At 69.9% G+C, this 13890-nt stretch carries 10 protein-coding genes; 5 read left to right on the top strand and 5 right to left on the bottom strand.

The genetic code is table 11. From position 1 onward, the window contains the following. Positions 1-9 precede the first annotated feature (9 nt). Complete coding sequence (gene dinB / locus P3102_RS14440) at positions 10-1203, bottom strand: DNA polymerase IV (protein ID WP_276369677.1); 1194 nt, start codon at positions 1201-1203, stop codon at positions 10-12. 16 nt (positions 1204-1219) lie between these two features. Further along, the gene (locus P3102_RS14435; RefSeq protein WP_276369676.1) at positions 1220-1882 is read right to left on the bottom strand and encodes a Crp/Fnr family transcriptional regulator; all 663 of its coding nucleotides are present in this window, start codon (positions 1880-1882) and stop codon (positions 1220-1222) included. A 57-nt stretch (positions 1883-1939) separates the two neighbouring features. Here P3102_RS14435 and P3102_RS14430 point away from each other — a divergent pair, with 57 nt between their 5' ends. Then, positions 1940-2212, top strand: coding sequence for a YciI family protein (locus P3102_RS14430; protein WP_276369675.1), 273 nt, complete (start codon positions 1940-1942; stop codon positions 2210-2212). Position 2213: 1 nt separating this feature from the next. On the opposite strand, the gene P3102_RS14425 is transcribed toward P3102_RS14430, so the two are convergent. Then, a complete protein-coding gene (locus tag P3102_RS14425) occupies positions 2214-2507 on the bottom strand; it encodes an antibiotic biosynthesis monooxygenase family protein (protein ID WP_276369673.1) in 294 nt (97 codons plus the stop codon). A 24-nt stretch (positions 2508-2531) separates the two neighbouring features. Beyond that, positions 2532-2951 carry a DUF6010 family protein gene (locus P3102_RS14420; protein WP_276369672.1) on the bottom strand — a complete coding sequence of 140 codons (420 nt, stop codon included), beginning with the start codon at positions 2949-2951 and terminating at the stop codon, positions 2532-2534. Positions 2952-3043: 92 nt separating this feature from the next. On the opposite strand from P3102_RS14420, the gene P3102_RS14415 reads away from it, so the two are divergent. Next, the gene (locus tag P3102_RS14415; RefSeq protein WP_276369671.1) at positions 3044-3982 is read left to right on the top strand and encodes a helix-turn-helix domain-containing protein; all 939 of its coding nucleotides are present in this window, start codon (positions 3044-3046) and stop codon (positions 3980-3982) included. On the opposite strand, the gene P3102_RS14410 is transcribed toward P3102_RS14415, so the two are convergent. Further along, the gene (locus P3102_RS14410; protein WP_276369670.1) at positions 3961-4119 is read right to left on the bottom strand and encodes a hypothetical protein; all 159 of its coding nucleotides are present in this window, start codon (positions 4117-4119) and stop codon (positions 3961-3963) included. The two genes, P3102_RS14415 and P3102_RS14410, sit on opposite strands and share 22 nt — an antisense overlap. 124 nt (positions 4120-4243) lie before the next feature. Here P3102_RS14410 and P3102_RS14405 point away from each other — a divergent pair, with 124 nt between their 5' ends. From P3102_RS14405 to P3102_RS14395, 3 genes are all read left to right on the top strand, one after another. Further along, positions 4244-5503, top strand: coding sequence for an MFS transporter (locus tag P3102_RS14405; RefSeq protein ID WP_276369668.1), 1260 nt, complete (start codon positions 4244-4246; stop codon positions 5501-5503). 388 nt (positions 5504-5891) lie between these two features. Next, positions 5892-7121: a GGDEF domain-containing protein gene (locus P3102_RS14400; RefSeq protein WP_276371171.1), complete on the top strand. Its 1230-nt coding sequence runs from the start codon at positions 5892-5894 to the stop codon at positions 7119-7121. A 1241-nt stretch (positions 7122-8362) separates the two neighbouring features. Beyond that, positions 8363-13852 carry a biotin carboxylase N-terminal domain-containing protein gene (locus P3102_RS14395; RefSeq protein WP_276369667.1) on the top strand — a complete coding sequence of 1830 codons (5490 nt, stop codon included), beginning with the start codon at positions 8363-8365 and terminating at the stop codon, positions 13850-13852. Positions 13853-13890 lie beyond the last annotated feature (38 nt).

The following is a 13890-nucleotide window of genomic DNA, read 5'->3' as shown; positions in this document are numbered from 1 at the left end:
CGACGGGCCTCAGTCCGGCAGGAGCGGTACCCACGGCTCCTCGACCTGCCCGAGATGCACCGCGCGTGTGATGGACGCCGAGCCGAACCGGTCCCGGACGGTGTCGAGCGTCGCGTCGAGCGCGTCCTTCGGCTTCGCCCCGAACGGCAAGGCCAGCTGGATCGCGTCGTCCTTCGACAGGTTCGTGAGCGCGAGCCCGATCAGCGTGAGCCCGCGTTGGTCGATCAGCGGCCTCGCCGCGGCGAGCAGGCCACGGGCCGCCGCGACGATCGCGCCGGTCTGTTCGGTCGCCTCCAGCAAGGTGTGGGAACGCGTCGCCCTGGTGAAATCGCCGAACCGCATCCGCAGCACGACGGTGCGGCACACCCGGCGTGCCGACCGCAGACGGCGGGAGAGGCGATCGGCCAGCGTCAGCAGGGTCGCGTCGAGTTCCGCGGGCGAACGCGGCCTGCTGCCGAGCGCGCGCTGCGCCCCGATCGAGCGGCGACGGCGGCCGGTCTGCACCCGCCGGGGGTCGTCGTTGTGGGACAGGGCGTGCAGATGGGCGCCGACGCCGCGGCCGAGCATCCGGACGAGTTCCTTCTCCCCGAACCCCTCCATCTGCCCGACCGTCGTCACGCCACGCTCACGCAGCTTCTGCGCCGTCACCTTGCCCACCCCCCACAGCCGCTCGACCGGGAGCGGGTGCAGGAACTCCAGTTCCTCGTCGTGCGGCACGACGAGGAGGCCGTCCGGTTTCGCGACACCGCTGGCCACCTTCGCGAGGAACTTCGTCCTCGCCACGCCGACGGTGATCGGCAGGCCGACCTGCTCCAGGACGTCCTGACGCAGCTTCGCGGCGATCCGGCTCGGCGTGCCCGCGATCTTCAGCAGCCCGCCGACGTCGAGGAAGGCCTCGTCGATCGAGATGCCTTCCACCAGCGGCGTCGTGTTGTGGAAGACCTCGAAGACCGCCTTGCTCGCCTCCGAATACGCGCGCATCCGAGGTGGCACGACGATCGCGTCCGGGCACAGCCGCCGCGCCTGTCCGCCGCCCATCGCCGTGCGGACGCCGTACGCCTTGGCCTCGTAACTCGCCGCCAGGACGACGCCGCCGCCGACGATGACCGGACGTCCGCGCAGGCGCGCGTCGTCCCGCTGCTCGACCGACGCGTAGAACGAGTCGAGGTCGGCGTGCAGGATGGGACCTTCCGGCGGCGGCATAGAACATATGTTCGCATCAAAGGGCCCGGCGGGCGAGAAGTTCGGGCGCGAGAACTTTCACGAAACCCGGTCCGACGCTGATCAGGCCTTCGGCGGCCAGGGCACGCAGGGCACGGTTGACCGAGACCCGGGTGGCCCCGATCGCCTCGGCCAGCCCGTGCTGCGCGCCCGGCAGCACGACCGTGGTCCCCGACCGGCCCGCCGCACGCGTCAGCCACGCCGCCACACGGGTGGCGACGTCGGCGAAGCTGGCCCGCACCAGTTCGTCCTGCAGCTCGCGAACGTCACGGGCCAGCCGGGCGAGGACATGACGGCGGACTCGCGGAACATCGTCGACGATGGCCAGGAACTCACGAGCGGGCACGAACCGCAGCCGTGCCCGGGTCGCCGCCGACCACGTGGCGGTATGCGCGCCGGCGTCCAGCACGGCGACCTTGTCCACCGCGCACGGCGCCGGGAACTCCCCGAGCCTCAGCCGCCGTCCGTCGGCCGTTTCGCGGGCGGCGGTCACCGTGCCGCTTTCGACCACGATGAGCCGGGTCGCCGGCTCACCGCGCACGGCCACGACTCGATCGGCTTCGACGACCTCGACGCTCGATCGATCCGCGATCCGCCGCAGACGTTCCGCGTCGAGCCCCGCGAACAGCGGGACCACCGGGAGTGCGCCCAGATCGCTCATGAACGGCAGTATCGTCCGATACAGCGCAGACGGTGCGGACCGTCCTACCGTCACGACATGTTCGTACTGCACCTGACGTTCGACGACGATCCCCGCCGGCTGGCCGCCCGGCCGGCCCATCGTGAACGGCTGACGGAACTCCACGCCGCCGGGCGGCTCGTCATGGCCGGGCCGTGGCACGACGATTCCGGGGCGTTGCTCGTGTTCCGCGCCGACAGCGCCGACGGCGCCGAGATCGACGAGATCCTGGCGTCCGACCCGTACTACACGACGCCTGGAGTGACGATCGACGCGCTGCGACAGTGGAGCCCGATCGTCGGCCCCTCCTGACTCAGCCGAACGGCGGCCCCGAGGGGGAAACCCGGTGTTTGAAGACCTCCCCGTCCAGGATCTCGGCGGAGTACGCCGGCCTCGGCGCGATCGCGCGCCAGGCGTTCAGCGCCTCCTCCGACTCCCAGTGTTCGAAGACGTCCACCCGGCCCGGTTCGAGCGGGTCGGCCGAGATCACCACGTCGAGGCACCCGGGATGGGTCCGCGCCTTCTCGACGATCACCTGGTGCCCGGCGACGTACCGGTCCCGTTCCGCCGGGTCGACGTACACCTTTCCCGCGACGCTCACCGTCATCGAGACCCCTTTCGTTCGGTCGTTTCACCTGACCGACGGACGCGGACGGCGAAAACCGACCCGGGCGCGGAGGAAATCCGTCACCGATCGCCCGCCGGCGAAACACCAGATCGCGATCACCGGGTCGCAGATCGCGCAGCCGAACGAAGAATGCTCGGCGAACGGGATGATCGGAGCGCCCTTGAGATGGTGCACGACGTCCCAGCCGGTGTGCAGCAGCCAGGCGACGCCGATGAACGTCCAGGACTCGAGGCCGCGGTACGCCACGTAGGTCACGGCGGCGGTGAAGGCGAACTCCCAGATCCCGAGGCCGCCGCCGCTCAGATAGGCGGCGCCGGCGCCCGCGACCATGATCGCGTTGAAGCGGCGGCGGTGCGGCTCGTGGATCAGCGACATCAGCACGACGTAGACGAGGCCGACGAGAATCGGCGCGATGATCATCATGGTTCGACGCTAGAACGGGGTGGGGCCCGGTCCCAGTGGCGTGAAGGACGCCTTTCACCGGGATCCCGCCACCGGGTGGGTAGGTTGCGGTCATGCACATCGTCGCCGTCCTCGCGCTCGACAAGGTGATCCCGTTCGACCTCTCGACGCCGATCGAGGTCTTCACCAGGACGCGGCTCGCCGACGGGAGCGCGGGCTATCGGGTTCTCGTCTGCGCCGAGCGGCCGGACGTCGACGCCGGGCACTTCACCCTGAACGCGCCTTGGGGCCTGGAAGCATTGAGCGAAGCCGACACGATCATCGTCCCCGGTACCGCCGACCCCACCGGGCCGGTGCCGAAAGCCGTCCACGACGCGCTCACCTCGGCCGCCGCGAGGGGCACGCGGATCGCGTCGATCTGCTCCGGGACCTTCGTCCTCGCCGCCACCGGCCTGCTCGACGGACTTCGCGCCACCACCCACTGGGTCGCCGCCGAGGCGTTGGCTGCCGCGTACCCGGAGGTCGACGTCGATCCGGACGTGCTCTACGTCGACAACGGACGGATCTTGACCTCCGCGGGCGCCGCCGCGGGCCTGGACCTGTGCCTGCATTTGATCCGCCGGGACCACGGCTCCGCGATCGCGGCCGACGCCGCCCGCCTTTCGGTGATGGCGCTGGAACGCGAGGGCGGACAGGCGCAGTTCATCGCGTTGCGGCATCCTCCCGCCCCCCGTGGCGCGGCACTGGAACCCACTTTGCTCTGGATGCAGGAAAACCTCGCACGCGAGCTGACCTTGGCCGATATCGCCGCGCGCGCCGGGACGAGCACGCGCACGCTCATCCGGCACTTCCGTGAACAGACCGGGACGACACCGTTGCAGTGGCTGCACCGGACGCGTGTCCGGCAGGCACAGCATCTGCTGGAGACCACCCAGTACGCCGTGGAACGGATCGGCGCCGAAGTCGGTTTCGGTTCGCCCACCTCGTTCCGTGACCGGTTCAAGCGCACGACCGGCGTCAGCCCGGGCACCTACCGACGCGCTTTCCGTTGAGCGGCAAGGGCCGAGCGGCAAGGGCCGAACCCCTCGGCGGCGCCGAGGTGATCGCCCGCCTCGATCAGCTTGGCGGCGAGGCGCATCCCGGTCTGCGCGGTCGAGTAGATGGCGTAGGCGGCCAGGGTGTTCGCCAACGGGCCACGGATTCTTCGTTCCTTCTCTTGCTCGCACGTCGAACGCGCCCTCGGTGGTCCGACACGGCGGACGGATTTCTCCGAGGGTTGCGCGAAGTGGCCGCCGCACGACAGCCTGAAGCGCATGCCAGCCCGGGCGGCGTCGTTCCGCAGCGTCTTCGCGGTCGCCGGATTCCGGCGGATCTGGCTCGCGCATCTGCTCTCGGTCGCCGGTGACCAGTTGGCCAGGGTCGCACTCACGGTGCTGGTGTTCGACCGGACGTCGTCGGCGGGCTGGGCTTCGGCGACGTACGCGCTGACGTTCGTGCCGGATCTCCTCGGTGGGGCGCTGGGCGGCATCGCGGACCGGTTCTCCCGTCGCACCGTGCTGGTGGTGACCGACGTCGGCCGCGCGGTCCTGATCGCGCTGATGGCGGTGCCCGGTCTCCCGCTGCCCGCCGCGGCCGCGCTGTTGTTCCTCGTGCAGCTCATGGCCGGGCCGTTCCACGCGGCCCGCCAGGCGATGCTGCCGGAGCTGCTCGATCCGGACCGGTTGGTCGTCGGCCAGGCCGTCCTCTCTTCCACCTACCAAGCGGGGCTCGTGGTGGGCTTCGGTGCGGGTGCCGCCGTCGTCACCGGCCTCGGCGTCCCCGGCGCGCTGCTGATCGACGCGGGCACGTTCGCGCTGTCCGCGCTCATGCTCCGCTTCGGGCTCGAGCGATTCCCGCCGTCGGCGCCCAGCCGTCACGAGCGACCGTCCCTGATCGCGGGCTGCCGTCTGGTGGCGCGTGACCGCGAGCTGCGCTGGCTGCTGCTCATCGCTTGCTGCTGCGGTTTCTACGTCGTGCCCGAAGGTCTCGCCGTCCCCGTCGCCGCCGAACTGGGTGACGCGGACGCGCTGCCGTGGTTGCTGGCCGCGAACCCGGTCGGCTCGGTGCTCGGCGGGATCCTGCTGAGCCGGATCCCGCGGGAACGACAGGTCAAGGTGCTGGGTGCGCTGACGGTGGCGAGCAGTCTGGTGCTGCTCCCGGCCGGCTGGGCGCCCGGCCTGATCCCCATCGTCGTGCTGTGGACGATTTCGGGGGTGTTCTCCGCGCACGACATGATCACCCAGACCCAGTACAGCCTCGCCGCGCCGGCCGCCCATCGCGGCCAGGTGATCGGGGTCGCGATAGCGGCGTTGCGCACGGCGCAGGCGGCGGGGATCGCCGCGGCCGGGCTACTGGCCCAGGTCGTCGCGCCGACCACCGTGGTCACCGTCGCGGCGGGCGCGGGCGTGGTGGTCGCCTGCGTCGCCGGGGTGGGCTGGTCACGGGCGGTGTCGTCCCGCCGCGGCCCGGAGGAATCCGAAGACCCCAGGGGCCCGGTCGGCGGGACGACATCCGCCGGCGAGCACGGTTCCTGACACATCACGTCCAGTTGTTGTCCCGACGGGTCGTCCAGTTGTTGTCACGCACCACGTTCACCTCCCTTCACGAAGCCGCGCTTTCTCGTGGGCCGGATCACCTCAGGTCCAGTTGTTGTCCCGCATGACGTTCACCTCCTTCGAAATAGCGATCTATCCGGCAAAACACTCACCAGTTGTTGTCCTGCATCGGTGCACCTCCCTCGTTTTGGTTGAGCCGTCCGGGCGAATTCGCGGCCGCGTGCCTTGTCGTCGGAGACAACGCGGTCGCCGCCGTCCCGGTTCGATTACGGTGTAGATCACCGACGGAAGAGGGTGCGTGAACGGACGACTCGGCGGCGTGCGGCGGCGACTCAGGGCCTGGCATCTGTGGAGCCTGCCGCGACCTGTGCGTTCCTACGTCCTGGTCGTGAATCTCATCGCAGTCCTCTCGACCGCCGCCACGGCGCGGCTGGTCCCGGTGACCGGTTCCGACCTGGTCCGGTTCGGCGTCTTGACGCTGTGCGCGGCCATCGCGATCGAGGGAACCCGGCAGATCGAACGCCAACGGGAGTACGACAGAGCCCCGTCGGTCGCCTACGTCGACACCAAGGCGGTCTGGAGCGTCGCCGCCGTCATCGCGCTGCCTCCGGTGCTCGCCGCCGCGATGGTCGTGGTGACCTACACCATCGCATGGCTGCGGATCTGGCCACACCAACGGCCGGTTCTCCCCCATCGGTGGATCTTTTCCGCCGCGACGGTGCTCTGCGGCACGCAGGCCGCCGTCGTCGTCCTCAGCCTCGGCATGCGCCACTACCCCGGTTCGCCCGACTCCGGACTGCTCGCCGGGCTGGGTGATCTCGCCGTCATCATCGTGGCCGCGGCTCTGCGCTGGGCGATCAACACCGTGCTGGTGATGCTCGCGATCGCGCTCTCGTCGCCGCCCAAGTCGATCGGCGAACTGTTCTCCGGCTTCGGCGACCAGATCCTCGAGGCGGGCGCGCTCGGCCTCGGCCTCGTGACGGCCGTCGTCCTCGCGCAGGCCAACCCACTGGTCCTGGTGGGGGTGGTCGTCGCACTGGTCGCGCTGCACCGCGGGCTGCTGCTGACGCAGTACCGGCGCGACGCGCACACCGACGCCACCACCGGCCTCGTCACCAAACGCCGCTGGCGTCAGCTGGCCGAAGAGCACCTCGGCCGGGCACGCGCCGGCCGCGAACTCGGCGTACTGTTCCTCGACCTCGACAATTTCAAAGCGATCAACGACACCTACGGACATCCCAACGGCGACCTCGTCCTGCGCGCGGTCGGTGACGCGCTGCGCGCCGAGATACGCGAGCAGGACGTCTGCGGACGGTGGGGCGGCGAGGAGTTCGCGATCGTCATTCCCGACATCCACGGCGAGGAGACGCTGCGCCAGGTCGCCGAGCGCATCCGGCACCAGGTGGCGGTGGTCTCGGTCCCGTTGCCCGATCGCGACACCGTGCTCACGGATCTGACGGTGTCCATCGGCGGGGCGCTGTACCCGGCGGCCAACATCACCAGTGTCGACGACCTGCTGGTCGCCACCGACACCGCGCTGTATCGAGCGAAACAAGGTGGCCGCAACCGCGTCGAACTCGCCCCTCCCCCGCAGTAGGTTCCGGCTCGCCGGGGCAGTTGGCTCCCCTTCGGGATTCTGGTCGCACTGTGGTTCATCTTGTGGGTAACGGGTGCAAACTCCAATACTCGGTGCTCCTCGTTTGGCGCTGATCAAAAACGGTGAGCAAAGAGGCGGATTTCCTTCTGCGCGGCCCTGCACGAACCCCCGCCATTCCGAAGTATCGCCGGAAAACGGCGGTGATTGTCTCTGGCTGGCGCGCTCTTCACCCTGAGAACCGCCGATGCTCCGGGCTGTCGCCGGAAAACGGCACGCCCCTCAGGCGAGCGTCACCAAAAAACGGCAACGACTCGGCACGGGCTTCACATGTTCCCGCCGTGTCGTCGCTCGAGACCTTTGGCCGCTCATACCGGGACGTTCCACAGCAAGGACGAGACGACCACCGACCCAAAGACAAACCCGGCCGAACCCACAGACGATCCCGAACGACACGCTCCCGATCACCACACCGGCAAAACAGATTCGCGACAGCCCGTCATCACACCCCGCCCGGTCGACCAGCCCCACCACCCCGAGTCATCGCCGAAAAACGGCGACGCCCCGGCAGCCAAGCATCACCGCCCACGCCGGTAACCCAACGCCGCCATGCCCTTCAACTCAAGAATCACTGCCGAGCCCATCACCGGAAACGGCTACGGCTTTCCCGCCACCACGCCATCTGCCGGAGGAACCGCTTCCGATTCGTCGCCGTAAAACGACGGAAACGACGGCACAAGCATCACCGCCCGAAATCCACGCCGCCGATTCGCCACTGCGGTCTCGCGCGCGGCCACGCCCTGCCCCGACATCCCCAGCATCCGCAGCTGTCGCCGCAATCCGGCAACGGCTCCCCCAAGAAGCAAGCCCGATACCCGAAGCCCGGTACCGCAACCCAGCCGAGCCATCCCACCACCGCACCGGGCCCCACCCGGAAACACCGGCCCACCGACGAGAACCCCAGCCGGTGAAACCATCGTGAACACCCGATGACACCTCCCGAACCCGCCCGCCGAGTTCATCCCGCAGTTGTCCACTTCATCACGTCATCAGGCCCTACGGAGAGGTGTTCCAGGACACTTTTTGGCGGGTTCCTACAAGACCCGGCCCTCGGCATGCGCCACCGGCGACATTCTCGTACCGGCCGGTAAGAGGCAGGCTGTTGGACAGGTCCAGGAGACTGTCCCGCGCGTGAGCGGACGGGACGGTCAGCTGTCGTGTCACGTACTTGGGAGGCTCAGTCGGTGTTCAGTCGTGTCGCCATCGTCAACCGCGGAGAAGCCGCGATGCGGCTCATCCACGCCGTCCGCGAGCTTTCGGCAGAGACCGGACGGCGGATCGAGACCGTCGCGCTCTACACGGACGCGGACCGGTCGGCGACGTTCGTGCGGGAAGCCGACATCAGCCACAACCTCGGTCCGGCGTCGGCGCGTCCGTATCTGGACTTCGCCGTGCTGGAGCGGGCCTTGACCGAGACCGGGGCCGACGCGGCCTGGGTCGGCTGGGGGTTCGTGGCCGAGGATCCGGCCTTCGCCGAACTGTGTGAGCGGCTGGGCGTCACCTTCATCGGGCCGAGCGCGGACGCGATGCGCAAGCTCGGTGACAAGATCGGCGCGAAGCTGATCGCCGAAGAGGTCGGTGTGCCGGTGGCGCCGTGGAGCCGCGGCGCCGTCGCGGATCTCGACGCCGCCATCAAGGCCGCCGACGAGATCGGCTACCCGCTGATGCTCAAGGCGACCGCGGGCGGCGGCGGGCGCGGTATCCGCGTCATCACCTCCGCCGACGAGCTCGAGGACGCCTACGAGCGCACCAGCCTGGAGGCCGAGCGCGCCTTCGGCAGCGGTGTCGTGTTCCTGGAGCGCCTGGTCACCGGCGCCCGGCACGTCGAGGTCCAGGTCATCGCCGACGGCCAGGGCACCGCGTGGGCGCTCGGCGTCCGCGACTGTTCGGTGCAGCGCCGCAACCAGAAGATCATCGAGGAGTCCGCCTCGCCGGTGCTGAACGCCGAGCAGGCCGGCGAGCTCAAGCGGTCCGCCGAGCGGCTCGCGCTCGCGGTCGGCTACCGCGGTGCCGGGACGGTCGAGTTCCTCTACCACCCCGGTGACCGGCTGTTCGCCTTCCTCGAGGTCAACACCCGCCTTCAGGTCGAGCACCCGATCACCGAGCTGACCACCGGCATGGACCTGGTGAAGGCCCAGCTGCACGTCGCCGCCGGAGGCAAGCTCGAAGGAACCCAGCCCGCCGAAGCCGGTCACGCCGTCGAGGCACGACTCAACGCCGAGGACCCGGATCGCGACTTCGCGCCGTCGCCTGGCCGCATCGCGCGTCTGGACCTGCCCACCGGTCCCGGTATCCGGGTCGACACCGGGGTCAGCGAAGGCGACACGATCCCGGCCGACTTCGACTCGATGATCGCGAAGATCATCGCCTACGGCCGCGACCGTGACGAGGCGCTCGGCAGGCTGCGCCGCGCCATGGCGCAGACCACGGTCATCATCGAGGGCGGCGCGACCAACAAGAGTTTCGTCCTCGACCTGCTCGACCAGCCCGAGGTGATCGACGGCTCCGCCGACACCGGCTGGATCGACCGGGTCCGCGGTGAAGGCAAGCTGGTCACGCACCGCCATTCCGCGATCGCGCTCGCGGCAGCCGCGATCGAGGCCTACGAAGACGAGGAAGCCGTTGAGCGGCAACGGCTTCTGTCCACCGCGCACGGTGGCCGCCCGCAGGTGCAGCACGAGAGCGGCCGTCCGCTCGACTTGAAACTGCGGGGCGCCGCGTACCGCGTGAGCGTGGCCAGGGTCGGCCATCGCCGGTTCCGCGTCGGCGTCTGGGCCGGCGGTGGCGACGTGCACCCCGCCGACGTCGAGGTCGACCGGTTCGACGAGCACACCGGTCAGATCACCGTCAACGGCACCCGGTTCCGCCTGGTCACCGGCACGCACGGGCCGATCCACCTGGTCGAGATCGACGGCGTCACCCACCGCGTCAGCCGCGACGAGGGCGGTGTCGTCCGCTCCCCCGCGCCCGCGCTCGTCGTCGCGACGCCGCTGGAGGTCGGCGCGGAGGTCGAAGCAGGCGCGCCCGTGCTGGTGCTGGAAAGCATGAAGATGGAGACGGTGCTTCGCGCGCCGTTCCGCGCGAAGCTGCGTGAGTGCGCCGTCTCGGTCGGCAGCCAGGTCGAGACCGGCGCTCCGCTGCTGCGGCTCGAGCCGTTGGCGGAGGAAGGCGAAGAGGTCGCCGAAGACACCGGCGGCGTCGAGATCGAGCTGCCCGTGGAGCCGGACGGCACGTCGGCGGCGCAGCGGATCACACGGGGACAACAGGATCTGCGCAGCCTCCTGCTCGGCTTCGACGTCGACCCGCACGACGAGCGCCGCACACTCGGCGCGTACCTGGCCGCCCGTGCCGAGCTGGAGGACAACGGCGACCGCCCGCTGGAGGGCGAGGTCGAACTGTTGACCGTGTTCGCCGACCTGTCCGAGCTGATGCGCAACAAGCCGGCACGCGAAGAGGTCAAGACGGACACCCGGGTGCACAGCTCCCGCGAGTTCTTCCACGCCTACCTGCAGAGCCTCGACGTCGAACGCGCCGGACTGTCGGAGTCGTTCCAGAACAAGCTCAAGAAGGTGCTGGCGCACTACGGCATCGAGGATCTGGAGCGGACGCCGGAGCTGGAGGAGGCGGTCTTCCGCATCTTCCTCGCCCAGCAGCGGACCTCGTCCGACGTCGCGGTCGTCACCGCGCTGCTGCGGCAGTGGCTCACCGAGCCGCAGCCGTTCGAGTCGATGCGCGAGCCGGCGGGCAAGGCGCTGGAGGCGCTCATCGCCGCCACCCAGCTTCGTTTCCCGGTGGTCGGCGACCTGGCGCGCAGTGTGGTGTTCCGCTGGTTCGCCCAGCCGCTGCTCCGCCGCACTCGCGCCGAGGTGTACACCGAGGTCCGCAAACACTTGACTCACCTCGACCGGCAGCCGGATTCGCCGGACCGCGCCGAGCGCGTCGCGAGCATGCTGGCCAGTGCGCAGCCGCTGGTGCGCCTGCTCGGGCAGCGGATCGGCCGCCCCGGCACCGATCACACCCCGTTGCTGGAGGTGCTGAGCCGCCGCTACTACGGCAACCGCGCGCTCACCGGTGTCCAGCAGGTCACCGTCGGCGGCTGCACGTTCGTCACCGGTGACTACACCGACGAGAACGAGCGGTTCCACATGGCGACCACCGCCGTCGACCGCGCCGGGCTGCCCGGGGCGATCGAAGCGGTCGCCGATCTCGCCGCGAAGCTGCCCGCCGACACCGACGTCGAGGCGGACCTCTACCTGACGTGGGACGACGAGTCGGCCGACGACGACACGATGGCGGCCGGGCTGCGCGAGGTCCTCATGGCCGGGTCGCTGCCGAGCCGTGTCCGGCGGATCACCACCACGGTCGCCGGGCACGGCGGTGCGGTGATGCATCACCACTTCACCTTCCGCCCGTCCTCGACCGGGTTCAGCGAAGAGCGGCTGATCCGCGGCCTGCACCCGCTGATCGCACAGCGGATGCAGTTGCAGCGGCTGGCGAACTTCGACCTCACGCGGTTGCCGTCCGGCGACGAGGACGTCTACCTGTTCAAGTGCGTCTCGCCGATGAACCCGGCGGACCAGCGGCTGGTCGCGCTGGCCCAGGTCCGTGACCTGACCCCGTTGCGGGACAACGACGGCAAGCTGCTGGCCCTGCCCGCGGTCGAGGGCACGCTGGCGGGGTGCCTCGACGCGATCCGCGGGGTGCAGGCGAAACTTCCGCCGAGGAAGCGTTTCGACACCAACCGGATCATGCTGTACGTGTGGCCGACCAGTGAGCTCACCGGCGAAGAGCTGGACACGGTCGCCCAGCGTGTGCAGCCGTCGACGGCGGGCGCGGGTCTCGAAGAGGTCCAGTTCCTCGGCAGGCAGCGTGACCGCGCGACCGGCGAGGTCAACGAGGTCGCCGTGCGGATCGGCTACGACGTCAGCGGTGGCGTGCAGATGTCGGTCTCCGAACCCGTCACCGAGCCGATCCTCCCGCTCGACGACTACCGCCAGAACGTCCTGCGCGCCCGCCGCCGCGACACGGTGTACCCGTACGAGCTGACCGAGATGCTCGGCTCGTTCACCGAGTACGACCTGGACGACACCGCCACGTTGGTTCCGGTCGACCGGAAGAAGGGGCGCAACAAGGCGGCGATCGTCGCCGGTGTGGTCACCACGCCGACCGAGCGGTACCCCGAGGGTGTCCGGCGCGTGGTGCTGCTGGGCGACCCGACGAAGGCGCTCGGCGCGCTGTCGGAGCCGGAGTGCTCGCGGGTGATCGCGGCGCTGGATCTCGCCGAGCGGCTGGGGATCCCGCTGGAGTGGTACGCGCTTTCGGCGGGCGCCCGGATCTCGATGGAGTCCGGCACCGAGAACATGGACTGGGTCGCGGCCGCGCTCAAGCGGATCGTGCACTTCACCCAGAACGGCGGCGAGATCAACATCGTGGTCGCCGGGATCAACGTCGGCGCCCAGCCGTACTGGAACGCCGAAGCGACGATGCTCATGCACACCAAGGGCATCCTGGTGATGACACCGGATTCCGCGATGGTGCTGACCGGCAAGCAGTCGCTCGACTTCTCCGGTGGCGTCTCGGCGGAGGACAACTTCGGCATCGGCGGCTACGACCGGGTGATGGGCCCGAACGGCCAGGCGCAGTACTGGGCGCCGAACCTCGCCGCGGCGCGGGACGTGCTGATGTCGCACTACGACCACACCTACGTGGCGCCGGGCGAGTCCGGTCCCCGCAAGGCGGTCACCAACGACCCGATCGACCGGGACGTCTCGTCCTTCCCCCACGCGGCCGTCGACAGCGACTTCACCACGGTCGGCCAGATCTTCTCGCGGGAGGCCAACCCGGACCGCAAGAAGCCGTTCGACATCCGCACCGTGATGCGCGCGCTGTCGGATCAGGACCACCCGGTGCTGGAGCGCTGGCCGGGGATGGCGGACGCGGAGACCGCGGCCGTACAGGACGTGCACCTCGGCGGGCGGCCGGTGTGCCTGCTCGGGATCGAGTCGCGTTCGGTGCCGCGCCGCGGTTTCCCGCCCACCGACGGACCGGACACCTACACCGCGGGCACACTGTTCCCGCGGTCGTCGAAGAAGGCGGCGCGGGCGATCAACGCGGCCAGCGGCAACCGGCCGCTCGTGGTGCTGGCGAACCTGTCCGGCTTCGACGGTTCGCCGGAGTCGATGCGGAAGCTGCAACTGGAGTACGGCGCCGAGATCGGCCGGGCGATCGTCAACTTCGAAGGCCCGATCGTGTTCACCGTGATCTCGCGGTACCACGGCGGCGCGTTCGTGGTCTTCTCGAAGGCGCTGAACCCGAACATGACGGTGCTGGCACTGGAAGGTTCGTTCGCCTCCGTGCTCGGTGGCGCGCCGGCCGCGGCGGTCGTGTTCTCGGGTGAGGTCAACGCGCGGACGGCGGCGGACCCGCGGGTGCGGTCGCTCACCGAGAAGCTCAGCGGGGCGACCGGTGCCGAACGCGCCGCGCTGGCCGGGGAGCTGGCCGAGCTCCGGTCGTCGGTGCGGTCCGAGAAGCTGGGTGCGGTCGCGGCCGAGTTCGACGGCGTGCACAGCATCGAGCGCGCGGTGAAGGTCGGCTCGGTGGACGCGATCATCAGCGCGGCCGAGATGCGGCCGCGCATCATCGAGGCGATCGAACAGGGCCTGGCGAAGCAGTAGAGCCCGCCCGCCTCTCACGCGCCATGAAAGGTCCTTTC

Source organism: Amycolatopsis sp. QT-25, assembly GCF_029369745.1.
In the GTDB taxonomy this organism is placed as follows: Bacteria; Actinomycetota; Actinomycetes; order Mycobacteriales; family Pseudonocardiaceae; genus Amycolatopsis.
This window is presented reverse-complemented; position numbering and strand designations above follow the sequence as displayed.